22 protein-coding genes and 1 riboswitch are annotated in these 25,239 nt (G+C 44.6%); of the genes, 6 read left to right on the forward strand and 16 right to left on the reverse strand.

Annotated features, from left to right (window positions below; translation table 11 throughout):
• Nucleotides 1-143: 143 nt before the first annotated feature.
• Nucleotides 144-308 carry a hypothetical protein gene (locus J7545_RS02240; protein WP_318702320.1) on the forward strand — a complete coding sequence of 55 codons (165 nt, stop codon included), beginning with the start codon at nucleotides 144-146 and terminating at the stop codon, nucleotides 306-308.
• A 15-nt stretch (nucleotides 309-323) separates the two neighbouring features.
• Here J7545_RS02240 and J7545_RS02245 read toward each other — a convergent pair whose 3' ends face one another.
• From J7545_RS02245 to J7545_RS02270, 6 genes are all read right to left on the reverse strand, one after another.
• Nucleotides 324-1,049: a Uma2 family endonuclease gene (locus J7545_RS02245; protein ID WP_318719072.1), complete on the reverse strand. Its 726-nt coding sequence runs from the start codon at nucleotides 1,047-1,049 to the stop codon at nucleotides 324-326.
• Nucleotides 1,050-1,083: 34 nt separating this feature from the next.
• Nucleotides 1,084-2,781 (reverse strand): NAD+ synthase, encoded by a 1,698-nt coding sequence (locus J7545_RS02250; RefSeq protein ID WP_318702317.1) that lies wholly within the window; start codon nucleotides 2,779-2,781, stop codon nucleotides 1,084-1,086.
• A gap of 105 nt (nucleotides 2,782-2,886) precedes the next feature.
• A complete protein-coding gene (locus J7545_RS02255) occupies nucleotides 2,887-3,615 on the reverse strand; it encodes a hypothetical protein (RefSeq protein ID WP_318702315.1) in 729 nt (242 codons plus the stop codon).
• 13 nt (nucleotides 3,616-3,628) lie between these two features.
• Entirely contained in the window at nucleotides 3,629-4,363 is a 735-nt protein-coding gene (locus tag J7545_RS02260) for an NUDIX hydrolase (protein WP_318702313.1), read from the reverse strand.
• Nucleotides 4,317-4,925, reverse strand: coding sequence for a nicotinate-nucleotide adenylyltransferase (locus J7545_RS02265; protein WP_318719073.1), 609 nt, complete (start codon nucleotides 4,923-4,925; stop codon nucleotides 4,317-4,319). The genes J7545_RS02260 and J7545_RS02265 overlap by 47 nt, the downstream gene beginning before the upstream one ends.
• A 55-nt stretch (nucleotides 4,926-4,980) precedes the next feature.
• Nucleotides 4,981-6,324, reverse strand: coding sequence for a nicotinate phosphoribosyltransferase (locus J7545_RS02270; protein WP_413038692.1), 1,344 nt, complete (start codon nucleotides 6,322-6,324; stop codon nucleotides 4,981-4,983).
• Between the two features lie 434 nt (nucleotides 6,325-6,758).
• Between J7545_RS02270 and J7545_RS02275 the strand changes: the two genes are divergently transcribed.
• The gene (locus J7545_RS02275; protein ID WP_318702307.1) at nucleotides 6,759-6,905 is read left to right on the forward strand and encodes a hypothetical protein; all 147 of its coding nucleotides are present in this window, start codon (nucleotides 6,759-6,761) and stop codon (nucleotides 6,903-6,905) included.
• 130 nt (nucleotides 6,906-7,035) lie between these two features.
• Here the strand turns inward: J7545_RS02275 and J7545_RS02280 are convergent, their stop codons facing one another.
• From J7545_RS02280 to J7545_RS02300, 5 genes are all read right to left on the reverse strand, one after another.
• Nucleotides 7,036-7,515: a DUF1824 family protein gene (locus J7545_RS02280; protein WP_318702305.1), complete on the reverse strand. Its 480-nt coding sequence runs from the start codon at nucleotides 7,513-7,515 to the stop codon at nucleotides 7,036-7,038.
• A gap of 66 nt (nucleotides 7,516-7,581) precedes the next feature.
• Nucleotides 7,582-9,255 carry an ATP-binding protein gene (locus J7545_RS02285; protein ID WP_318702303.1) on the reverse strand — a complete coding sequence of 558 codons (1,674 nt, stop codon included), beginning with the start codon at nucleotides 9,253-9,255 and terminating at the stop codon, nucleotides 7,582-7,584.
• A gap of 156 nt (nucleotides 9,256-9,411) precedes the next feature.
• Nucleotides 9,412-9,804, reverse strand: a complete 393-nt coding sequence (locus J7545_RS02290; protein WP_318702301.1) for a PhnD/SsuA/transferrin family substrate-binding protein — start codon at nucleotides 9,802-9,804, stop codon at nucleotides 9,412-9,414.
• A gap of 315 nt (nucleotides 9,805-10,119) precedes the next feature.
• Entirely contained in the window at nucleotides 10,120-11,619 is a 1,500-nt protein-coding gene (locus tag J7545_RS02295) for a hypothetical protein (RefSeq protein WP_318702299.1), read from the reverse strand.
• 285 nt (nucleotides 11,620-11,904) lie between these two features.
• Nucleotides 11,905-12,052, forward strand: a riboswitch (cobalamin riboswitch).
• The gene (locus J7545_RS02300) at nucleotides 12,052-12,222 is read right to left on the reverse strand and encodes a hypothetical protein (RefSeq protein WP_318719075.1); all 171 of its coding nucleotides are present in this window, start codon (nucleotides 12,220-12,222) and stop codon (nucleotides 12,052-12,054) included. It overlaps the preceding riboswitch by 1 nt.
• Before the next feature lie 351 nt (nucleotides 12,223-12,573).
• Here J7545_RS02300 and metE point away from each other — a divergent pair, with 351 nt between their 5' ends.
• Nucleotides 12,574-14,820, forward strand: a complete 2,247-nt coding sequence (gene metE, locus J7545_RS02305; RefSeq protein WP_318702297.1) for a 5-methyltetrahydropteroyltriglutamate--homocysteine S-methyltransferase — start codon at nucleotides 12,574-12,576, stop codon at nucleotides 14,818-14,820.
• Nucleotides 14,821-14,981: 161 nt separating this feature from the next.
• Nucleotides 14,982-15,419, forward strand: a complete 438-nt coding sequence (locus J7545_RS02310; RefSeq protein ID WP_318702295.1) for a hypothetical protein — start codon at nucleotides 14,982-14,984, stop codon at nucleotides 15,417-15,419.
• 102 nt (nucleotides 15,420-15,521) lie between these two features.
• Here the strand turns inward: J7545_RS02310 and J7545_RS02315 are convergent, their stop codons facing one another.
• Both J7545_RS02315 and J7545_RS02320 read right to left on the reverse strand, forming a co-directional pair.
• Entirely contained in the window at nucleotides 15,522-16,109 is a 588-nt protein-coding gene (locus tag J7545_RS02315; RefSeq protein WP_318702293.1) for a ribonuclease HII, read from the reverse strand.
• Nucleotides 16,110-16,121: 12 nt separating this feature from the next.
• The gene (locus tag J7545_RS02320; RefSeq protein WP_318719076.1) at nucleotides 16,122-18,206 is read right to left on the reverse strand and encodes an Rne/Rng family ribonuclease; all 2,085 of its coding nucleotides are present in this window, start codon (nucleotides 18,204-18,206) and stop codon (nucleotides 16,122-16,124) included.
• Between the two features lie 1,111 nt (nucleotides 18,207-19,317).
• Here J7545_RS02320 and J7545_RS02325 point away from each other — a divergent pair.
• Together J7545_RS02325 and J7545_RS02330 are read left to right on the forward strand one after the other, a co-directional pair.
• A complete protein-coding gene (locus J7545_RS02325) occupies nucleotides 19,318-21,927 on the forward strand; it encodes a M1 family metallopeptidase (RefSeq protein ID WP_318719077.1) in 2,610 nt (869 codons plus the stop codon).
• A 244-nt stretch (nucleotides 21,928-22,171) separates the two neighbouring features.
• Entirely contained in the window at nucleotides 22,172-22,588 is a 417-nt protein-coding gene (locus tag J7545_RS02330; RefSeq protein ID WP_318702287.1) for a DUF4278 domain-containing protein, read from the forward strand.
• 246 nt (nucleotides 22,589-22,834) lie between these two features.
• On the opposite strand, the gene J7545_RS02335 is transcribed toward J7545_RS02330, so the two are convergent.
• The 3 genes from J7545_RS02335 to psbP form a co-directional block, all read right to left on the reverse strand.
• Nucleotides 22,835-23,926, reverse strand: a complete 1,092-nt coding sequence (locus tag J7545_RS02335) for a serine/threonine-protein kinase (protein WP_318702286.1) — start codon at nucleotides 23,924-23,926, stop codon at nucleotides 22,835-22,837.
• 77 nt (nucleotides 23,927-24,003) lie between these two features.
• A complete protein-coding gene (locus tag J7545_RS02340) occupies nucleotides 24,004-24,621 on the reverse strand; it encodes a Maf family protein (protein ID WP_318719078.1) in 618 nt (205 codons plus the stop codon).
• A 2-nt stretch (nucleotides 24,622-24,623) separates the two neighbouring features.
• Nucleotides 24,624-25,166 (reverse strand): photosystem II reaction center PsbP, encoded by a 543-nt coding sequence (gene psbP / locus J7545_RS02345; RefSeq protein WP_318702283.1) that lies wholly within the window; start codon nucleotides 25,164-25,166, stop codon nucleotides 24,624-24,626.
• Between the last annotated feature and the right edge of the window lie 73 nt (nucleotides 25,167-25,239).

Genomic DNA, 25,239 nt, shown 5'->3' on the forward strand with positions numbered 1-25,239 from the left:
ATGATTGCGGAGAATACAGCGCTTCGCGCGGTAATAGGTAATAGGAAAACCATTTTTCACGCTATAATGCCCATTCTTCCGGCTTTTCATGGGAAGGCACTCTCAAGGAAAATTTCGATCGCTGTACCTCATAACATCGAAAAGTGCTGTATATCTCTCTGCTGTCACTCTTGGAAATGCTGACGTTTCATGTCCGCGAAGCGGAAATTTCAGTCATTACAGCCCGCGATCGCGAGGCGGAGCATTATCGCCAAGGAAAGAATCAGGGTTTAAATCTCTTTTTTCCCAAAGTGACAGAAGAGGGATAACGCCCTCTACTCTTGCTAGAATTCTTCTGGATTAATTCCCATTTCCCTCAGTTTTTGGGCGAGTTTCTCTGCTCGCGCACGCTCGGCTTCTGCCTGTTGTTGAAATTGTTGACTTTGGGAGCGTTCCTGATTGATTAAATTCTCCACAGCCGGAGGATTAAATATTTCCGACACGGATAATTTCAGGATCTTAAATTGGGGAGAATTAATTGTTTCTCCTTCAACAAATTTCACCCAAGTATAGCCTTCGTCACGGCTGGGATTGGTTAAGATTCTTACCCTTTTCTTTTTGGGATCGACAATCCAATATTCGGGAATTTCAGCAATGGCATATTCGCTGAATTTAATTAAATAATCGTCTCGACGGTTTGTGCTAACGACTTCGACGACGAGAAGGGGCTTTTCACTAAAATCGAGGATAGCCGATCCAGAGCGATCGCTACTTTCTTGCCAGAGATTTAGATCGAATACCGCTACATCAGGAATCCGAGAGTAAAACTCGGCGGTTCTCACTCCAACTGCCGAGTTTTTAGCCACTAAGCTGAGTTGTTCTTCAGAAAAATAGCGTTGTAATCGATACGCTAAAAAGTCACAAATTTTAGCATGGTAAAACGTCGGTTGAGGCATGGGTACTAATTTTCCTCCAACCAGTTCATAACGAACATCGGGTTCTCCTTCGTAAAAGAGATATTCTTCAAACGTGAATAGCTTTTGGGGATTTTGAGTCACGCTCTGGATCATGTCTTAAAACCTCTGATCGTGCTTTCCGTATTTCTTACTCTTGACTCCTTAAACTGGGAATACCTTTGGCGGCGATCGGCATTCGCCATCCTGTACCGAAGGCTCTGGAGGTGATTTTCAAGCCAGGAGGTGCTTGGCGACGCTTAAATTCAGCCCGTTTGACCAAGTGTAACACTTTATTGATGATGGCTGGATCGTGACCTGCATCGGCGATGGTTTCCGGAGATTGATGATCGTGGATGAGGCGATGGAGAATATCATCAAGGGTATCATAATCGGGGAGAGAGTCTCGATCGCATTGATCGGGTTTGAGTTCGGCACTAGGGGGTTTAACTAAGATATGTTCGGGGATAATCTCTTTTCCTGAGCGCTGGTTGAGCCAACGACAGAGGCTATAAACGCGGGTTTTGGGAACATCGGCGATCGCCGCTAAACCGCCGTCCATATCTCCGTAGAGCGTACAATATCCGACTGCCATCTCCGACTTATTCCCGGTAGAAAGAAGTAGATGACCAAATTTATTGGCGATCGCCATTAACAGATTGCCTCGAATCCGAGATTGGATATTTTCTTCCGCTACACCGGGTTTTGTTTGAGCAAATAGGGGATCGAGGGTGCAATCGAAACTGCTCATTAAGTCCCCAATGGCAAGGATTTGGGTTTGAATACCGAGGTTTTGAGCTAATTGCAGAGCATCCGTAATCGAGTGTTCTGAGCTATACGGGGAAGGCATGAGGACACCGAGAACTTCAGACGGACCGATCGCTTCTGCGGCGATCGCTGCAACTAAAGCCGAATCAATTCCTCCACTTAATCCCAACACAATTTGACCAAACCCACATTTACAAGCATAGTCTCGAACCCCTAATACCAAAGCTGACCAAATCTCCAAATTTTCATCCTCAGAAAGAGGTTGAGAATCGCCCAGCAAATCCTGCTGTTTTTGATCGAAAGTGAGGACTTGAAAATCAGACTTAAACCCTGGTAACTGAGCCACAACTTTTCCCGTTTGATTGACCGCCAAACTATGACCATCAAAAATCAAATCATCATTACCACCCACCTGATTCACATAAATAATCGGAACTTGATATCGACTGGCGCTATAGCTTAACATTGAGCGTCTTAACACTGGCTTATTTAAGCTATACGGGGAAGCAGATAAATTAACAACAATATCGACATTTTTATCCATTAAATCCGCCAAAGGATTAATGGGATAAGACCGCTTTCCCCAAAATTGTTCATCATTCCATAAATCCTCACAAATGGTTACTCCAATCCTCAGATTGACTCGATCCGTATGTATGGCTAATACTTGACTTTCATGGCCTGGTTCAAAGTAACGGTCTTCATCAAAAACATCATAGGTTGGTAGCAATCGTTTATGAAATTCAGCTAAAACTTTTCCTTTATAGAGAGCTACAACACTATTAAATAATTCTTTCCCTCCCTGTTTAGTTGCGGCTAAATTTCGACTTACCGTCCCCACACAAACTATCAAATCTGGTGGGATTTTCCGAGCCAAATCTTCGATTAAGTGATTCATTTTATCAATGAAAACTGGATAATTTAACAAATCACGGGGAGGATAACCACAAAGAGATAATTCAGGAGTAAGCAAGACTAGAGCGCCCTGAGCAGCAGCAATTTCTGCTGATTTGAGGATCGTTCGGGCATTTTTTTCTAAATCACCAATAGTGGGATTGAGTTGAGCGATAGCAATTTTCATAAATTATAGCGCGAAGCGCTGGTAATGAGGAATTGGGTACAAAGAAACCCTAGTTGTCACCATATCCTGAAGACAAGAAAATAGGATTTAATTTAAACAAGCTACTTATTTTTCAGCTTTTTGAATTAAAGAAATTAACTTATTTCTCACAAAAATAAATCGACCTTTTACATAGTGTTTTCCCAAGGTTTTTTCCTCGAATTCACCCAGATCTAGCATTTTTTCCTTACACCCTTCTCGAATATGACATAAGACCTCTTTGGGTACTCCGGGAAATCGAGCAAATAAGTAATCACTGGCAATTAAGTTTAAGGCAGATTTGCCCAAATGAGAGAAATCGCGATAGGGTAAACCACTCCCCGGATAATTTGGGGGAATGAGGGGATTATCAATCCCAATGACTTGCCCCACAAACCAATCCCGCACCTGATAAAAATTACAATCGAGGTAAATGAGACCCGTGAGCAGTTTTAGGAACGCTCCTAAATGAATCAACCGTTCGTCGGACCAGCTTCCGGGATGATCGACCCGAATTTGTATCCAATTCGTTACTTCCAATTGATCGGCTAACTGTCCCGAGGTTTTCGGTTCTAGAAATTCAATCCAAGCTTTGGGTCGTTCATAACAACAATCAGCGGCAATCATCTGTAAAACCGCTTCTCCCAGAAATAGCAAGCGATCGCCTGATTCATCGAGAGCTTTGCCCTCCATTAACACTCGACCTGACTTCAGCAGTTGCCAAAGATATTCTTTTTCATTAAACTGATAACGAATTGTTACTTCAATCCGTTCGGCTTGATGGATTTGTCCGGGGTTATTGTAGATTTTAGTCATGCGATCGCACTCATCAAATAAACACCATGGGTTTATCTTTTAGTAAATCGAACGCTTCCGCATCAAATCGATAAAGGCTGGCAGGTCTCCCCGCTCCCCGTGATGCTTTCACCCCTGTGTCATAGAGAAATCCCAACTTCAGCAACCGAGCGCGGAAGTTAGAATAGTCTGAAAAATTTTCCCCTAACACCGTAGTGTAGAGTTGATACAAGTCGTTGAGGGTGAACATCTCCGGTAGGACATCGAAGGCCACGGGACTATATTCCAATTTGTTGCGTAAACGTCTGTAGCCATATTCTAGGATCTGATTGTGATCGAATGCTAGGTCTGGCACTTGATGAATGGGATACCAAGCAATACCACTGACTCCATCGGCAATCAGTTGAGCTTCGTCAAAACGTACTAAGGCAAAATAACTGACCGAAAGATACCGAACTCCATATTGATCGGGAGCTTCCCTCGGATCGCGTCCAGGGTCACCAAAGCTATAGAGTTGTTCCAGATAGAGATTTTGGACGCGAATTTTTTCTGAGAGAATGCGATAGGCTGCTTGTTCAAGGGATTCGGATCGACGGACGAGGGTTCCGGGTAAACTCCATTGATTGAGATAGGGGTCTTCATGACGCATCACTAAGAGGACGAGGAGTCGGTTGAGGACGCTATCAACGGAAAAGATGACGTTATCTACGCCCACTTTAAAATCAGCTAACGGCTCTTTGTGAGTTTGTTTTGAATGGCTCTCTGGCATGATACAACTGCTCCCGATGGATGTAATCCTGGATGGGAGGCGTAATAACTTGGGTCTCCTTTCTTTCACGATACGCTGTTGAGGACACAGGTGGAACATCAAAATCGGCGATCGCCACTTCTGCTCCCAACTCGACGAGCGCTTGGACTTGCTCCGACTTGATGGCATAGCCCGATCTCGGTACAATCAAAACTTCAACGTTTTCCAATAAAGTTTTGATTTGATACCACTTGGGCATTTGGGCGATCAGATCGGAACCCACCACAAGGATAAACCGTTCTTGAGGCCAGAGGTGACGGGCTTCGGTTACTGATTCTAGCGATCGCGAATAGCCCAGTTGGGGATACAAGCCAATATTAGGATATTGGTCTTTGAGATTTTCGATCAATAGGTCAAGCATCGCCAGACGATGATCTAAAGGGGTTTGGTGATTCTTAAATGGATTATTTGAGGCCCAAACTGCTACATAATCATAGTGTTGGCTCAACCATTCAAGAATCGTTCGATGTCCCTGAGTGGGTGGATCGGCGCTAGTGCCAAAAAGGGCAACAGTTTTGAGCATGGGTAATTGGTAATGGGTAATTGGTAATGGGTAATTGGAGATCTCCCCCATCCCCCTATCCCTGTATCTGTTCGATCAGTTGTTGTAGTTTAGCGGAAATTTCCATGGGCAGAGGAGTAGGATCTTCTAAATCGCGACAGGAGGGGGGGAGATTCAGGACACAGGTGCGGGTACGCTCTTGGATAATATCGAGGGAGTCGGGAGGGACGAAGGGTTGTCCGGCTTTGAGCATGGGTTGCAAAAGGGGGATTTCTTCGGGTTTAGGGGATTCGTTGATTAAACCTAGGCGATCGCCACTATATTTTCCCTCACTACATCGCCGAAAGATTTGTTTGCGTCCAGGATAACTGACTTTATCGGTTGAGCGTTTCATGACGGGTATCTGTTTAATGTCTACCAGTTTATAGACTCCATTCACTGGAGAACCGGTAACTAATTTTGTTCCTATTCCGTAGCCGTCAATACAAGCCCCTCCTTGGTTTAAGCGCTGCATTTCATATTCGTCAATGTCTCCACTGACAAAGATGGGAACTCCAGGTAACTGTTGGCGGATGTTCTGGGAAAGGGAAACCAGATCTCCCGAGTCTAGACGAATACCGGCAACATCTAGAGTTCCTGCTTGCATCTGCTCGGCTAACCGTTCGGCTGCTGCCAGACTATCATAGGTGTCGATCAGTAGGGGAGCGCGGGGAAAATAGCGGTAAAAGGCTTGAAAGGCAGCATCTTCTGTGCCTTCGCAGGCAGCGATCGCCATGACTAAAGAATGAGACATTGTTCCGACTGGGTTGCGGCCCAATTTCAGAGCGGCTAATACATTAGATGTACCATCCATTCCCCCCGCTAGAGCTGCTCGTGCTGCCCACATTGCCCCCTGGGGACTAAAGGCACGTCTGGTGCCGAATTCTAGAATTGAGACATGATCGCCAGCCATATCCCGCATTCGGGCAGCTTTGGTCGCGATTAGGGTTTGATAATTTAAGGTATTGAGTAAATAGGTTTCTACCAGTTGAGCTTGCCAAAGGGGGGCTTCTATTCTCAACAAGGGTTGATTAGCAAAAATAGCGGTTCCTTCAGGTACAGCCCAAACATCACCCGTAAATTGAAATTGAGCTAACTTTGTCCAGAATTTTTCAGGCGCATGGTTAAAAATGCCGGTTGCTCGTAGCGCTTCGATCTGAGCCGGCGTAAATGCCAGGTTTTGCAAATACTCCAGTGCAGGTTGCACTCCCATAGCGATCAGGTAACCGAAACCTGGGGGTAAACGGCGCGTGAACAGTTCAAAGCTGGCTCGATGTTCCTCTATTCCTTCGCCGATGTAACAGGCGTTCATCGTGAGCTGATAGAGGTCAGTCAGTAGGCTGTTGTCTTCTGGGTTCAGGGTGAGTAAGGAGTCTTCCATCTTGGCGATCGCCTCCTTTAAGGCTACTTCCCTTCCTATTATAGTGGATGTGACCATAAATGTGTCAACCATTTTTTTAGAAACTTGAATTCACATCATCCAAAACAACACATCATCTGGCTTTTTCTCGTGTTATCGATCGCAGAAATGGCTATCTACGCCCATACATTATAGTCTATGACACCAATATTATCGGTTTCCGATCTTCATATCCTCATATCTAGAGTCTCCCTCCTTATTATGAAGTAATCACTCACCATCTTCTTTATCTAAATACATGAAAAAATCTTCATGTATTTTTGCAACTATTCATATGACTAAACGCAACAGAATATAAAGAATAGTAGCGCAGCAATCCCACTTGTTAGGGGATTGCTATAATTGAAATATAGAGAAATCAATCAATGATCTCAATTGCAAGAAAGGAGGCAGTTATGAATATGTTTTCTGCTATAAACGACATGGTGATGTATATGTTTGATGCGATTGGCGAAATCTTTAGCCCCAACCGCGATCAATATCCCAGTGTTGGCGTACAACCGTTTAATGGTGAGTCTTTGTCTGAATGGATAGAGTTCTAATCTGTGTTGAAACTTTGTGAGAGAAACGCTTAAGTTCTATGTATCTGTTGACCTTCCCGGTAGTTTATTCCTCAACAAACTACCGGGTTTTTGATGTCAGTTTTAACAAGGGTCTTAAGCCACTAGTCTCTCAAGAACCCATCAATTGCTGGTCGTCAAATAGATTTAAAGGGAAATATCCAAAGGTTCCATTGAGTTGATCGTAGTCAGAAGATAAACAAGAAATCAAAACGCCACGATAATCTCCAGTATAACTATCGTGATAATGGGCTAGGGTCTGGCCATTGAATTTAATATAAACGGGTTCATCGATCGCCGGTAGCTGCACCAGATTAAAGGGAACCGGATAGCCCAAAGCGCTCAAATAATGGGCAAGAGCCGTAAACCCTTCTGTCCCCTGATCGGCACAAACCCCAAAATTATGATGATCGGCTAGACTCGTAATCTGGATTAACTGCGATCGCAGTTGCTGCCGTTGCTCTGGTACACTCAGATCCACAGACTCCGGTTGCACACTAAACACCTGGAGATATTTCAGAGCAGCTTGGGTTTCAAGACTCAAAGATAACGACACAATGGATAAGGATAATAGAACTGCAAGCCATATCATACAGTGCTTTGCACTAGGGTAGGAGAATAGGGAGATGGGAAAGAACTCCTACTTATGACTCATCCCTCATGACTGATTACTGATTAACATCTGTTGTGTACCAGGAATCTCAATTATAAAGGCTGTCCCTTCTCCCAACTGAGACTGATAATATAGCCGTCCTTTATGTTGATTCACCACAATTTGATAGCTAATAGACAATCCTAAACCGGTTCCTTTACCCACTGGTTTAGTGGTAAAAAACGGATCAAAAAGGCGATTTTGAGTCGTTTCCTCAATACCAGGACCATTATCCCGAATCTGAATCTGAAGAAATCCCTTTTCCGTCACTTTAGTCACAATAGTAATTTGACCGGGCTGTTCAGAACCCACTCGATCTTCTAAGGCATCAATTGCATTAGCTAATACATTTATAAACACCTGATTTAACTGACTGGCATAACATTCGACTCTCGGTAAATCTCCATAGTCTTTAACAATTTTAATTCCCTCACAATCAGGGTTAGGCTTGATACGGTGCTGCAAAATCATCACAGTACTCTCAAGGCCTTCATGAATATCTACTTCTTTTCTTTCTGCTTCATCAAGACGCGAAAACGTCCGTAAGGATTTAACAATATCCCGAATTCGGATGGCCCCTGCTTTCATTGAATTCAAGATATCTTGAATATCTTTTTTCAAAAATTCCAGATCGATTTGCTCGAAGACTGATTGTACGCCTTGACTTGGCTGAGGGTAATCCTTCTGATACTGGTTGATTAAATGGATAAGATCGTTAATATATTGTTCGCAATAATTAAGATTGCCATAAACAAAGTTAACTGGATTATTGATTTCATGGGCAATCCCTGCAATCATTTGTCCTAAGCTAGACATTTTTTCATTTTGGATTAATTGAGATTGAGTTTCTTTAAGCTCGGCTAGCACTATCTTTAACTGGCGATTACTCTCTTCTAGTTCGGCCGTCCGATCAATGACCTTTTGTTCCATCATTTGGTAAGAATTAGATAATTGCTCCGCCATATTATTGAACGTGTTTGCTACGGACTCAATTTCGTCACCAGTGATGATATTAAGGCGATAATTTAGTTCTCCTTTTCCAATTTTTTTAGTCCCATACTGAAGTTTTTCCAGGGATTGAATAACCGGTAAAATAATCCACTTCCATTGCCAGAAAATAACAAAAGATAATCCAATTATCAATAGAGCTTGAAAAATGGGGTTATCTCTCTTGAGTTGAGCCGCAGACTCTTCTGTTTGCAATTCTATAGTATGAACGTATTCAACTAACGACTTCAAAGAAAAATTAATATCTGCGGCAAACCAATTAATGGATTTTAAATCTTGTTTTTGCTTCGTGATGTCTTGGGAATGGGTTAATCTTTTGCTTAACTGATGTAAATCATTGTGACGACGACGTAAGATTTCAATTTCGCTAGAATTCGGTAATCCAAGAGATAATTCATCCAAATGCAAAAGAAACTTTGAGTGAGCTTTTTCATATTTTTGGAAGTTAGCTGGAGATTGATCCAGAATGACAAAATCTTTGAGGGAAATAACCTGTTCTTCTAAATTACGATGTAATTCAAACATTACCGAAAGATATTGACGGTTAATCTGACGACGTTGAGATACTGATTCTTCAGCTTGATTCACGACAATAATACTGCCCCCCATACCGATTGCAATCGACCCAATAACAGCAACTGAAGATGCAAGGAATTTGATAGAAATTTTCATAAATTCATCAATCAGCCTTAGAGCTGATTCCCGAAGTCGTTGAAAGTGCCTAACAGCAAGAGGTTCACTAAAATACTAAGTTGTTCCCAATCAAGGCTAAAACCATTGATATATAAGGATTCCAGCCTTTTTAAGATTTCCTTTAGGAATCAGCTCTTAGTTGTCTAATCCTAGGGTTTCTTGAATGCGACGAATGGGTTCATAATCTTCATCTTGGACTGAAGTATAGCCAGAAGCTCGATCTCCTCCAACCAGTCCTAAACCTGGAGGTGCTTCAATCAATGCTTTACGAACCTTTAGCTTAAACTTATCTGGGAGGGTAGAGCGAATCACCAGAGGGGAGTTGGGTAAAGGATCGGATTGCCAGAGGATGGTATAGCGATCGCTGGATAATTCCCCTGATTCTATTGCTTTCTGGTATATCTTTTCTTCAATAGCGATCGCATCCACTTTCCCTTGCACCAACGCCGTAGTATTTTTATCATGACTTCCCACATAAGCGATCGCCCAAATGGACATCCGATTAACACGGTTTCGTATAAAAAACATAGTCAACACAGGGTTTCTCAGCTCAACTGGCTTGGATTATATCATTGAAACTGCCAATCTATACTTGAGGAATTTAGAATTTAAATAGTAATATAAATTACAATCAACTATGATATTAACTAGAGAAAGCTTCAATCCTATATTTTTGACCAGAGACTTCTCTAAAGAAAGAGACACTAACTGAAGAGCAGCACTCTTGAAGTAAGGCTCAATACCATTTATCTTATTTCTTAAGATGTTTTTGAGTTAACGCTTTTCTGAACTTCGATCAAGAGCGGAGGAAAATGAACCCTGAAAATGGGACAACTTGCACTGTTATCTCTTTTTAGGTAGAATTCGGGGTAAGCTCCATTTAGCCATTGCCCAAAAAATAATCGCAAAGCCAAAACTGAGTAAGACGGCAATAACAAAGGGATGGGGATATGCTCCGGGATGTTTGCTGAAAAACGGAAACGTCATCGCTTGTTGTTTAAAAATCAATGTGGAACTAGAGCCTGCGATCGCCCCGGCACCGATTCCAGTACCGATCGCCTGAATGTGGTCTTGTAGATCTTGATTTTGCTGTTGTAGCTTGCGATCGCTCTCTGCTTGCTCGATCTCGACTAAACCCCGAATAGTGGCGATCGCAGTATCCAACAGTCTCGCGCCTTCTGCGAGATAGGTGAGGTTAGCGGTGATTTGCTGTTGGAACTTACGAAACTGGCGATCGGCTAACTTCAGTGTTGAAGTTAAATTACTGTCAGTAATGTTCTCAATATAGATGATTTTCTGTTCATAATTCTCCCGATGCCAATCAATCATTTTGTGGAAATCGGATAAGCTGCGCAAATTTTGCGAATAGGAGAGGGAAATATTCAGCAGTATCTTCAAGTTCCCCTTAAGCTGGTCGAGCTTCACTGGGCATAAATCAGCAGATTTATCATCATAAATACCACTCGTAAATCCTTGTACGATCTGTTCAATCTTGTTGATATTTTCTAATCCTTTCTGATACTCTCCCTGACTGTCTTCATGGTTTCTCCAATTCTTATGATCGTAGAAAAACAATTCTGCTAATTCCAGTTGTGTCCGGTCTAATTTCGTAATGCTTTCTTGACGAAAGGTCAGAAACAACCAAATTTTACCATAATACTCATCGGGTTCTGGACTACAAAATTCATATACATAACCCTTAAAACATCGCCAACGATTTCTTAACGGCGGTGCAGCTTCCACAGAAGGAAAACCTAAAAAACTCAGTAAACAGATTTGGGCAAATTCCGTTAAGTCTTCTGGCTCTTCCCTCAGTTGGGCACTGAGGATTAGGGTTTTACCCAAAAAGGATGTTCTTAAGACTTGGCAGCGTTTTTGCTCCTCCAGATTATCCTTAGCGCTAACCGTTGTACCACTAAAATAATGAATCGAAGGTTTTAGAGTCTGTAATTCTGCAAGCGTTAATCCATCTTTACCGCTCAAGTCAGGCAAATAGAACGTAAACGAGCCAATATAACTATCATCAAACAATTGGGGATAGAAAAAACCCTTAATAGGAGGCAGCCACGCCAGAATAAAATGTTGAATTTGGCGGTTACGATCTGCCTGAATCTCTAACAGGTCAAAGGCTTGTGCTTGGGGCTGTTCTGAGCGCCACTGAACCTGAAGCGGCGAACCTTGGGAGTCACTGGCATGATAATCCCTTAAAAGTACTTCATAATAGGCTTGAATGTCTGAACGGCTCAGATGAATACGATCGGTGTTGGTTAAACTTCCCGTTTGTAAGTGATACGCGAACAGGCGCAACGTTACCTTATAGAGTTTTGGGAATCCATTAATCACGGTTTTTAGACTTCTCTTTTTTGGACTTTACCTAATTCTGTTAGGCAGCTCTAATTCCTGAGTATACATAGGGTTTGGTTTCGATGATATCGCAAGATTGGAAATCAAATACGCGGATAGATCATTGCGAATGGAATGCAGTGGAATGAAGGAATATTTCCTATCTCGCGAGTCTTGCTTTATCCGCTTCGCGGACATGGATACGCAGTGCGTTAGCGAAGCTTGCGTGAAACGCTCTGTAAGTCGGTCTATCCTCCAACTATGGTGAGAGTCGAGATTGTGTGATATAGTTATCTGCAGGTCGGTTCTAGTGGGGATCAGTCGCTAGAGGAAACGGGGAAAGTGCAGTGAGAATCTGCCGCTGTCCCGCAGCTGTGAAGGAGGAATACATCTCCTCCGAGTCAGAATGCCCGCCGATCGCAAGTCCATGTTCTATAACATCTGCGAGGTACGGATGATGGTTGATTCAGTATTTTTACCATCAATAAAGGGACATAATACTCCGCACCAGTGGTGCGATCGCACCCTGCACTCCATCAGTGCAAGGGTTCGCTTATCTTGCCCATAAATCCATAAGCAAGACAACATAGCGCAATAAGGCATAAGTTAGGCGAGAAGACAGTAGTTTTACGACATGTGATGCACTCGATCTCTTTCTTACCCCCCTTTGTTTAAGTCAGGTTAGGGGGTATCTTAACATATCTCGGAAGAGCTAAAGTGTTGAAGAAAGGGTTAAACTGCCTACTCCCGATCGTTACACTGACTATCTGGGTGACTAGGGCGCTTTGCAACCTAATTACTCCGCACTATTACTTATTGCCTAGCACTATATCTGTGTGTATCAGCTCGAACCTACTGTGGATTGAGCGAGACTTTATGCTGCCCTCTAATTCTATACACATCGCAGAGGACTTGACCTTCAATTCCCTTAAATCAGGAGCTATTTGATTAACTATGACGATTACAACCCAAACCCTAGGTTATCCCCGGATTGGCAAAAAACGGGAAGTAAAAAAAGCTCAAGAAGCCTTTTGGAGAGGCAAATCTGATGAAGCAACCTTGCGGCAAACCGTCGAGGAGGTGGAGATGAACAACTGGAAAACCCAGTTAGAGGCAGGAATCGATCGCATCGGAGTGGGTGATGGAAGTCTGTACGATCTGGTTCTGGACTGGAGCGTCCGTTTAGGGATTATTCCGGAACGCTTCCAAAGCTTATCGGGAATAGACCGCTATTTTGCCATGGCACGAGGCAAAGATGGAAGTCCGGCTCTGGAGATGACTAAATGGTTCGATACCAACTATCACTATCTCGTCCCAGAAATCACTCAGCCCCTGCAAGATGCGGATTTTAGCGACTATATTGCTACTGTCCAACGCGCTCAAAGCATTCTGGGCGATAGAACCACTCCCCTTATCCTCGGACCCTTGACTCTCCTGCGTTTAAGCCGCTTAGAGCTTGACTTGAAAAAGACAGCCGCTCTATTGTGCGATCGCTATCTGCACCTGCTTCAGGAACTCAAAACTCTCGGTGTATCGGAAGTTCAAATTCAAGAACCGGCCTTGGTTCTGGCTACACCAGACCCCTATCCCGCTCTGTATCAATCCCTCTACAGTCGTTTTGCTCAAGTCGGATTACCCGTGAACTTGGTCACCACGTTCGATGACTTGGGTGAAGCCTATGATTGGGTGACTCAATTGCCCGTATCTGCCATTAGCCTAGACTTTACACGGGGGAAAAATCTGGAATTATTGAAAGATCGAGGGTTTCCTAGTGACAAACGCCTCGGTGTCGGTTTGGTGGATGCTCGCAATATCTGGAAAATTCGCCCAGAAGCAGCCCTCTCTACCTTACTCGACATTCAAGCCATTACCTCCAACTTCAGCATTCAGCCTTCAGCCTCCCTGCAATTTGTCCCCTACGATGCCACGTTAGAAACCAAACTTCCAGAGGCTCTGCGGAATGTTCTCAGTTTTGCTCGGCAAAAGTTAGAGGAATTGGTAGCACTGGCAAATGCAGCGAATACCAAAGATACGGCAACCTTCTCCCAACCGTATAAACAAGCCTGGCAAGCCTTTGAGGAGTTTAATCAGCCCAACTCAGAAGTGCAAGCTGCTTTAAAGAACTTATCTGTTCGGGACTTTCAGCGCTCTCTTGACCATCCTTTACGGTTGACCAAACAGGTGCAATTGCCTCCTCTGCCTACCACCACCATCGGCTCTTTCCCCCAAACCAAGGAAGTGCGGCAACTGCGGGTGAAGGTCAAGCGGGGAGAGTTGAGTGAGGAACAATATCAAGAGGCGATCGATGCCCAGATTGCTGAATGTATCAAACTTCAAGAAGAGATTGGCCTCGATGTCTTGGTGCATGGGGAATTTGAGCGCACCGATATGGTGGAATACTTTGGACAAAAATTAGAAGGATTTGCCTTCACTGTCCAGGGTTGGGTACAAAGCTATGGCAGTCGCTGCGTCCGTCCCCCGATTATTTATGGCGATGTTTCTCGTCCGCAACCGATGACGGTGCGGGAGTTTAACGTGGCTCAAGCTTTGACGAAAAAACCAGTAAAAGGAATGCTCACCGGGCCGATCACAATCCTGAATTGGTCTTTTCCCCGTGCCGATATTTCCCGATCGGATCAAGCCTTTCAGATTGCGTTAGCCTTGCGCCAAGAGGTGGCAGATTTAGAGGCAGCGGGTTCCCAGGTGATTCAGGTGGATGAACCTGCTTTGCGGGAAGGACTACCCCTGAAGGCAGAGCGTTGGAGTGAATATCTGTCTTGGGCGGTCGATGCGTTTCGTCTATCAACGGCGATCGCCCGGCCGGAAACCCAAATTCATACCCATATGTGCTACTGCGAGTTCGGCGATATTATCCGCGATATCGAGAATCTTGATGCTGATGTGATTTCTATTGAGAATAGTCGCAGTAATAACCGCACGTTGCAAGAAGTCACGCAAGCAGGTTATTCTCATCAAATTGGTAATGGAGTCTATGATATTCACTCTCCTGTCGTACCCACTACTGAGCAGTTGGTCGAACAGTTGAAGTCGGGTATTGCCAACCTTCCGACAGAACAAATTTGGGTTAATCCAGATTGTGGACTCAAAACTCGCCGTTGGGAAGAAGTGATTCCAGCCTTGAAAAATCTGGTGAAAGCAGCACAAGTGTTGCGTGCCGAACTCCCCTCTCGCTCTCAATAGACTCAACGTTTGACTCCTATAACAAGGGAAGGGGGAGTAAAGACATTTTTTGTTCTCCGTTCCCTGTTCCCTAAAACCACAATTGAGCTGTCCTAACTTAACGAGTTCCTTGCTATATACCACCGAGAGAATAGAGAACGTCTACACAAACCCAACTTCTTATGGAAAATGATCGCTTGAACTGGGAACAGGAATTTATTGCGACGAATTTCATAGCGATCGCCTATAATGCTTGGGCTGGCTATTTGAGTGCATCTCGCGGGGTAGTCATTTGCTCTACCCATCATCCCCATCTGGGGATAACTGGTGAAACGTTTTCGGCTGCCTTTGTTCCCCGTTGTCGTCTCGCGCCTTTTCTCAATGCTTGGCTGAGTACTCCCGATACCCGAATTGTACGCCATCATTTTATGAACGCCCATATTTTGGAAGCAGTCGATACTTACTGTCCAGAAACAGAAGTGATTTTTTTATTAGAATCTGGGAATCAAGTGACATTCTTTTACCTCAAAAATCTACCCTTGACCCCTCCAGAGGGCTACGATCGCATCTCTAGAATGAGGGACGAATTTCACCCCTCTCTCTCGAAAGTCAATTCTTGAAGATATAGCAGAGAAGGAGTTAGGTTAGGGTTTGAGGCAATAGGCAATAGGCAATAGGGAACAGAAAGTCTTAGCTCTCCTTTCCCTTGCTATAAAACCTATTTATTGAGCTTGGAATGACTTGAGTTTAAACGATCGCCGGTGCAAGCAAGACGGGCCAAACTGGGCGATCGCTAGTCGGTGTTTCTTCGTGCCATAGCCCTTATTCGCCCTCAGATCGTAGTGGGGAAACAACGGATCTAAGCGAGCGATTAATTCATCGCGCCAGACCTTAGCCACAATACTGGCGGCGGCGATCGCCACCTCCGTCCGATCTCCCTTAACCACTGTCCTCTGAACCCTGTCTAACTGGGGAATCTCATGGAGTCCATCCACCAAGCACACTCCAGGAATTTCCCCTAGTTTCAGCACCGCTCGCTTCATCGCCAACAACGATGCCTGTAAAATATTAAATCGATCGATTTCCGCCACCGATGCAACACCCAATTGACAATCAAGAGGCAATTCTTCAATGGCTCCTAATAAGGCCTGTCGCTTTCGGTGGCTCAATGTCTTACTATCTCTGACTCCCAAATCTTGCAATTGACGCTCTACCTCTGGTGAGATCATCACAGCAGCAGCCACCACTGGGCCGAAGAGCGAACCTCGGCCCACCTCATCAATCCCTGCCACTCGAATGACTCGATCCAAAATAATGATGAATTATTCTGAATCCGCAGAAGAGCGACGGCGACGACGGCGACGAGGTTCTAGGACTTCCTCATCTGTCTCCTCTTCTGCAACGCTTCCCTCATCGAGCGCTTCTTCCTGTAAAGTTGGGCTACTCAGGTCTTTCTGTTCCAGAGTCGGAGACATCCATCCCCAATTGCCTTCTTCTTTAGCGGTTTCCTCTGAATCTGGGGCGATCTCTTCCCGAGTCTCTGGGGTAGCCACCAGGGTTGCAGTCGAACCCTCAGAATCATGGGCATCTACTGAACTAACCTGGACAATGGTTGATTTTGGGTTTTTGTTTTCTCCATCAGGCAACAACACCAGAGGGGAAATGCCCATTAAAGCATAGACATTTTGCTCTTCACTGGTCATGGGAACCTTGACTACCTCTGGAGGAGCATCGATCGATCTTCCCCCGATACGTTTACGGGGATTAGTGGGTTTATCCCAATAATCTTTGCGAGAGGAGAAACGAACATCAGAAGGCCGCGATCCTTCATGGAGGGTGGTGGTCACTGACAAATCAGCTCCACTGCGATAGGACGGCTCCTGATACCCATATCCCCCCGAATCTTTGGTATCGGGTCGGCGGCGGCGAGTCCGTCTGGCGATCGCCTCCTCATCGACTGCAAAGCCTTCTCCCATCTCATCCATACCCGCAGAACTTCGCAGGGATGACGGTTCTCCATAACTGGAGCTGGACTCAGAGCTAGAGCCAAAATCATTAGAAAAGTCTGGCTTAAGCGTGGGAGCCGGAGTTTCAGAAAAGCGCTCTGGAGTTGGCGTTTCCCGTCCTACGGTATAGGAGCGATCGGGTAAAGCAGAGGGGGAGTCTTCGATTTCTCCTGGCAGAGTAGCTAAATGCCCTAAACCATTACAAACTTTGCAGGTATGGCCAAATAGCTCATAAATATTTTGCCCTTGGCGTTTACGAGTTAATTCAACTAAACCCAACTCTGAAAGTTGAGCCACTTGGGGGCGAGCCTTATCTGCTAAGAGCGCTTCTTCAAAATGTTGCAGTACCTTTAACTGGTCTTTGCGGGAGTCCATGTCAATAAAATCGACAATAATCACACCGGCAATATTGCGCAGACGCAGTTGACGGGCGATTTCGGTGGCCGCTTCGCAGTTTGTCCACAGTACGGTTTCACGGGCAGTGGCTGAACTGGTAAAGGAGCCAGAGTTCACATCAATCACCGTTAAGGCTTCCGTTGGCTCAATAATCACATAGCCTCCGGAAGGTAAGTCCACCCTGGGTTTGAGGGCTTCTCGAATGGCTGCATTCACCCGGAAATATTCCAAAATCGAGTTCTTTTCCCGGTGATGGTCAATCAAGATACCCGGCGGAATTTTACCGGCATTCCAGTTAATAATTTGTTGTTTCACCCGCTTGAGACCGGTATGGGAGTCCACCACAATGCGATTGACATCATTGGTGTACATATCCCGAAGGACGCGGACAATAAAATCATCATCTCGACCCAATAAGGCTGGGGGAACGGCGGAACTCGCTTCGGCTAAAATCGATTCCCAGCGGCTGAGTAATTCTTCCAGGTCTTCCATAATGGCTTCTTCAGCCATGCCTTGGGCTTCGGTGCGCACCAGCAAGCCCATCCCCGTCGGTTTAATCAGAATGGCTAAGGCACGTAGGCGCGATCGCTCCTGAGACCCCATTATTCGCCGAGATAGGTTCACCCCTCGTCCATAGGGCATCAGCACCAAATAACGACCGGGCATGGTAATGTTACCGGTTAAGCGCGGCCCCTTAGAACCCGTGGGTTCTTTCATCACCTGCACCAATACCTTTTGTTGGGGAACCAGTAGCTCCGTAATTGACCCTGAGCCTCGTTTGAGCCTCAGAGGGCCCAGATCTGTCACATGAATAAATCCATTTCTTTGGGCATCGCCAATATTCACAAAGGCTGCATCAATACCTGGTAAGACGTTCTCTACGCTACCGAGATAAATGTCTCCGACTTGATGACTTCCTGTGGCGACTACAAGTTCTTGGATTTGATCTTCTTCAAAAACAGCAGCTAATCTATGCTGCTCGGCGATAATAATTTGCTTTGGCATCCAATTTCCTCAAATTATGCATGTCAGTAATAGGTAAGCAGCTTACACATTCAATTTGTCTCGCTGGTGTTCTGGGTTGCTCGCCGCCAGCCGATCGCAGGGGGAAAAGAGCGTGACCCTCGTTTACTGCACAACCGACGGCCAAGTTCTATGCTTTAGCCTGAACCCTCGGTTATGGGACTGAAATACGATACCCCATTACGTTAGGGGTTCTTTGTCTCTCATGTGCGATCGCCAAAAACTGTGACCCCATCGTAAGGTCATAACTAACTATTGTATCAAACTTTGGAGAGTGAGGGAATGGGCGGATGGAGGAATGGGAGAACACGGGGAGTTGAAGGGAGTGCAGACGCAGCGATCGAGAATGATTAATTTTTAGTTATTAGAGCTGATTCCTAAAGAAAAAGTAAAGAGGAGAAGTGAAGCAACATAAGCAGGATTTATAGTAAGCTTGGGAAGTTAAGGAAACTTGATTATCAGTCAATTCCCCCGAATTGCCAACCTAAAGTGCCCCGCATATCCGAATGACCTGAGTGATTAAAAACGGGAAATAATAAGGGCACTGCTATTAATTGACTATAGCCTAAATTTATGAGATAATCAAAAAGATATAATCAAAAAAGATCATGGGTCAAACAAGTCTTTGGGACGGGGAAAATCGCCAGGAAAAAATAAAAAGCCGTTTCTGTCTCAACTCAATGAATTAGTCCCAAGGGACTAATTTCGTCCAATTCTCGAACAAATTTATGACCAAGAGCGCTCAAGTCATTCCAGTCGTAAACCCCTGGATATTGTCTTAGAGCCTATGTATAAAGAAAGAATAAAGGAAAAACCCGAAGAGAAGAGCGATCGGTAAAGTGGTCTTGCCATGTTTCCTCTTGTTCCGTATAAGATACACACTTTGTGCTGTTATGGAGTATACTATTAAATCCTCAAAGCCATGTACCACAATCCTATTCGCTAGGGCAAAGCGCTATCTTGTACCAGAAGAATTAACTCTTTTGCTAGAAATCTTAACCGGCATCTTAGATTAGTAGTCCCCAGTTGCGTGTTCCAAACCCTAAAAACTGTATTAAACTAAAAGGTTACTCCTAATCTCAACTCTAAGTGCATGTCTGAACTGTTAAAATCCTTCCTCGATACCGAAAAACCCAAACGTAAATCCTTTCAACTTCCCGGTTCCTATCCTCACTATACCCCCGATCGCCCCGGACAAATCGAACATATTTTTTTAGATTTAGTCTTAGACATTCCTCACTCTCGATATAGTGGTTCCTGTACTCTCCATCTCAAACCCATTCGCACAGGTATTGAAACCCTCTCCCTAGACGCAGTAGACTTAATCATCGAGAATGTCAAAATTAACCACAAATCCCAATCCTTTGACTACGATGGGCAAAAACTCCACATCCACCTAGATCTCCCCACTCAAGCGGAACAAATCCTAGAAATTAACATTGTCTATCGAGTCGATCGTCCCCAAAGAGGACTCTATTTCATTCATCCTGATACTGATTATCCTGGCAAACCGACCCAAGTTTGGACTCAAGGCGAAGATGAAGACTCCCGCTACTGGTTCCCTTGTCTAGACTACCCCGGACAACTTTCTACTTCAGAAATTCGAGTTCAAGTCCCCGCCAAATATATGGCGATCTCCAATGGGGAACTGATTGACACAAAAACTGAAGGCAAGACCAAAATTTATCATTGGTTTCAAAAAGAAATTCATCCGACCTATTTGATGACTTTAGCCATAGGCGAATTTGTAGAAATCAAAGACAAGTGGCAAAACACCCCCGTCCTTTACTATGTGGAAAAAGACCGTAAAAATGATGCCCAGAGAAGTATGGGCAAAACGCCACGCATGATCGACTTCTTTAGTAACATCTTTGATTATCCCTATCCCTATCCCAAATATGCCCAAGTTTGTGTCGCTGATTTTATCTTTGGCGGCATGGAAAATACCTCGACAACACTCTTAACAGATCGCTGTCTACTGGATAAACGATCTCTACTCGATCATCCCTTTACCGAAAGTTTAGTCGCCCACGAACTTGCCCACCAATGGTTTGGGGACTTAGTGGTGATTAAACATTGGTCTCACGCTTGGATTAAAGAAGGGATGGCTTCCTATTGTGAAGTGCTGTGGACCGAACAAGAATATGGAGCAGAAGATGCTGCCTATTATTACCTCAGAGAAGCACGAAGCTATTTACAAGAAGATAAAACCCGCTATCGTCGCCCCATGGTCACTCATATCTATCGGGAGCCGATTGAACTCTACGATCGCCATTTGTACGAAAAAGGAGCCTGTGTCTACCATATGATGCGGGCAGAATTGGGCGATGATTTATTTTTCAAAGCTATACAAACCTTTGTTCGCAATCATGCCCATAGTACGGTAGAAACAGTGGATGTACTGCGAGCCATTGAAGAAGCTACAGGGCGCAATCTCCTGTTTTTATTCGATCAATATGTCTATCGCGGGGGACATCCCGATTTTAAGGTCAGCTACAGTTGGGATATAGATCGTAAGCTGGCGAAGGTAACGGTAGTCCAAACCCAAGCTAAAGAGGATGAAAAGTCTCTCTTTGATTTGAAAATCCCTATTGGTTTTGGCTATGTCAATCCTTCAGAACAGGAAGGTGAAGCGCCTGAAATTTTCGTTAATTCCCATACGGTGAGAATTCATCAAGTGGAAGAGAGTTTTTATTTCCCCTTAGATGAGAGGCCTAAGTTTATCAGTTTTGATGTGGGGAATCGCTATTTGAAAACGGTGGTTTTGGACTATCCTGTGGTTGAATTAAAGGCTCAGTTGGCTTGCGATCCCGATCCGATTTCTCGCATTTATGCTATTAACGCTTTAGTGAAGAAAGGAACCTTACCCGTAGTTCAGGCTTTAGCTGAAGCATTAAAAACGGAGGACTTTTGGGGAGTGCGAGTGGAAATAGCCAGAGGTTTGGGTAAAATTCGCCTGGATCAGGTATTTGAGGCTCTGTTAGTGGGCTTGCAAGATGGGGATGCTAGAGTCCGTAAGGCGATTATTGAAGCGTTAGGGACGATCAAAACTAAGGCGAGTTATAAGGTGCTGAAGTCGGTTTTGGTTAATGGCGATCCGTCTTATCAAGTGGAAGCTTCTGTGGTTAAGGTTTTGGGGGCGATCGCTGCTCTCAAGGATCGAGAGATGCCTAAGCCCCGTAAGGTGATTAAACTACTCAAGACAGTTTTGGAAACGAAAGCGGGTTGGAATGAGGTGGTTCGCAGTGGGGCGATCGCCGGATTAAGCCAAATGAATCGCTCTAAAGCAGCTTTGGAGGTGATTCTAGAGTATACCCACCTCGGTATTCCCCAACCTCTACGTTTAAGTGCCATTCGTGCCTTAGGTGTGGCATCCTCCGGTCAAGATGAAGCTCAGGTAGAAGAGGTGTTAGCACGGTTGGATGCTCTATCGTCTGAATCGTTTTTCTTAACCCAAATGGCAGCGATCCAGGCTTTGGGAGGGATGAAAACAGCAAAAGCGATGGGGATTTTACAGGCGATCGCCTCTTCTACCGCAGATGGGCGGGTGCAGCGTCGAGCAGAAGAAGCCCTGCAAAAAGTGCAGAAGGCGATCGGCTCGAATAGCGCGATGGACACCTTACGGCAAGAAATCGAGCAGTTGAAGAAAACCAATCAAACCTTAAAAAGTCGGGTCGAAGCCTTAGAAGCTAAAGAATCTTAGCTCCGATTGCAGTAGAAAATAAACAACAGCCAGAACAGATAACTTCTAAAAGTCTATGTTTTTGGTTGTTGTTGTCCCGATTTTCACTCATCTCCAAAGACTTTAGATTAACTTTATAATTTTTAACTTAATCTTAATTTAAATCACACCCAAACTTCATCCTGAAATGTCATGATAGATACAGAAATAAAAAAACGATTTCAAAATTCTCTGATTCATTCAAAACTAAGAAAAGGAAAGACTCATGAAACTCTTTTATCGCGGTATAGAATACAACCGTAAGCCCCTACCAATCGACATAGAAGAAGAAGATTTGATGGCCAAATATCGGGGTCGTACCTATCGGGTAAATCGCTATCCCAGACACCTTCCTATCCCTCAATCGCCGATGGATTTAAGATACCGTGGGATCGAGTATAAAACCCACCAATGCGACGAACCCACTTATCCCGGTTTACAACGCCCAACGCGTCAGCTCCAGTCCGCTCAATCAGAATTGACCATTGAACTGGCTGCTGCCCATTGTCAGAATATACTCAAAAGTCTGGAACACCGTTTGCAAGTAGCCCAAGATAAAGGCGATCGTACCCTAGTTTCCCAATTGGAACGCGAACGCAACGAACTCTATAACGGTGGGTTTTGCTCATTGGGATTTCAATAGACTTCTTGCAGAAGTTGGGCAATAGGCAATCGTCATCAGAATAGACGATGAGTCTATTACGATTCGTTTTCTGACCCCTATGCAAGAGATTTAATTACTTGCCTCTATCTCCACCTCTAAGATCCCCTGGTAAAAGCGACCAGGGGATTTTCAGTTTTATCAGTCAATATTGATAAAAATGATGTAGAAACAGCATTGAAGTTTCTACACAAGAACCCCAATGCCAGATTGTTTACCAAATTTAAGCTACCAATGCTTGGGGAAATGGTGATTCCCCAACTTTTGCCGTTTTTGCAAACGTTCCATACGCGCTCGAATTTCTTGAGCGCGGCGCTGGGCTGGAGATACATATTCCTCAGATTCCGGTTCTTCGGGTTGGGCTTGATGGGTGAGACATTCATTCAAATGTTCTAGATGGGGGGCTAGATCAATAGCGGTAAGAACCTCTTGGGCTGAACTATATCGCTCCTTGAGATCCACCGCCAACATTTTATCAACAACATCGGCTAAAAGATCGCTAACTTCTACTTGATTACGCCACCATTGTTTAGGACGAAAATGGGGCAGTTCATCATCAGCGGAAAATTTCCCTGTTAGCATATAAACACAAGTAATTCCTAGGGCATAAAGATCGCTGGCGTAGGTGGGGCGTAAGGCTAACTGTTCGGGGGGAGAAAAGCCAAAAGTTCCTACAAAAGCAGTAGAAGCAGTAGCCGTTATTGTATGATTCGATTCGGTTTCTCGGATTAACTCTTTGACTGCTCCAAAATCGATTAAAACCAACTCTCCTGGGGAGGCTTCCGATCTACTGTGTCGGCGAATAATATTAGGGGGTTTAATATCGCGATGGACGACTCCTTGCTCATGAATAAACTTCAATAGGGGTAAAATTTCCAGCAAAAAAGATTTCACTAAGGCTTCAGAATATGGCCCTCGATGTCGAATCTCACGGGAAAGAGTTCGCCCCTGAATGTATTCTTGAACGAGATAAAACTCTCCATTTTCCTCAAAATAATCGAACATTTGTGGAATTTGGGGATGGTTACCTAATTGGCTGAGAATTCTAGCTTCTCGGCGAAAGCAACGACGGGCCCGTTCGAGTCCTTTAGGGTGTTTTACTTTAGGACAAAGTTGTTTAATCACACACCAGGGCTGTTGGGTTGCACCTAAATCTTTGGCTAAAAAAGTGACTCCAAAGCCACCTCTTCCCAGGAGTTTATAGAGTTGATAGCGATCGCGAAATAACTCATCTTCTCCACATAGACGCGCCAGGTCGGTTTCCCAGGTCACAGTTTTGGGAAACTGGACTAATTTATTGGAGGCTTGTTCATTCGCCATATTGATTCCCAACGTTTGCCGAGTATTGTCGATTGCTGGTTCTTTTTTTAGTGTAGCAAGCTTAGAGGATTACAGGTTTAATGGGTTGATGGTTCCCACCATTGGGTGATGTCGTAGCCCAATCGATCGACCATCGATCGCAAGCAAGGTAAGCTCAGGCCAATGACGTTCATATGACAGCCTTCTATACGCTCGACAAATAAACCCCCTTTACCTTCAATGGCGAATGCTCCGGCACAGTTAAGGGGTTCTTTGGTGGCAATATAGGCTCTTAAAGCGCGATCGCTCACCCAAGCAAAGTGAACTGTGGTCACTTCTGCGGTAATTACAGAGTTTTTTTGCTGCAAGTCTAACAGAGCATAGCCCGTATATAAAGATCCTTGTTGACCGCGCATTTCCTGCCAGCGAGTCATCGCTTCGGCTGCACTCGCGGGTTTGCCATAGATTTGATTGTTGATGGCTAAGACAGAATCACAGCCTAAAATTAGGGGCAGGCGATCGCCTTTTTCATACTCTGGGGCGATCGTTTCTGCCTTGCGTTGGGCTAAGGCTTTTACCAAGGTTTCTGGGTCTGAGCTTTGCACTTGGGACTCATCAAAATGGCTCGGATGCACTTGGGGAAAAATTCCCGCTTGTTGGAGTAAGCGCAACCGAGCTGGGGACGCAGAAGCTAAGACCAAGGGAGGAATGGTCATGATTAATAAACGTTAAATGATTGAACGACTTGTTCAAAGAGAGTATGGAGTTTTTGCCAACGTTTTTCGGTCGTTGATAAACTAAACGTGAGCAATTTTCCGCGACTCACCGCCACACTGGTGAGATTATGGCGCATGGGTTGATCGGGAATATTGACTTCGTATTCTAATAAGTAATAGAGCTGATCGCCAAGAGTCTTAGAACCGGCATTCACCAGTTCTGCACTGCGTCCTGTTCTTTCAGGGGCGATCGCCGTTTTTGAGAGGTCATATCCCACTTCTGTCGGTGTTCCTAAATCGCTTAATCCTTGGTTTCCCTCCACCGGATTAATAATGATCGATAAATTTTCCGTTCTCTCCACAAGATCGTGAAAGACCACATCCGGCCCCCCACTCACTTTCACCGCAACCCAACCATTGGGGTATAAAAATTCATATCCTTTGGTGGCATTGACATACTGTTGCAGTCCACTCGTGGCTCCAACACAACTGGTCAACATAAACGTTAATGCCATCAGAGTGGCGATCGCTAGGCGTTTGAACATCCGCTTATTCCTCAATCCGCTGTAGGAATAAGGGTATCATATAGCGTTAACTCTGAGTTCTATCCTTAGCTGT

The organism is Roseofilum sp. SBFL, assembly GCF_017746885.1.
Classification (GTDB): domain Bacteria; phylum Cyanobacteriota; class Cyanobacteriia; order Cyanobacteriales; family Desertifilaceae; genus Roseofilum.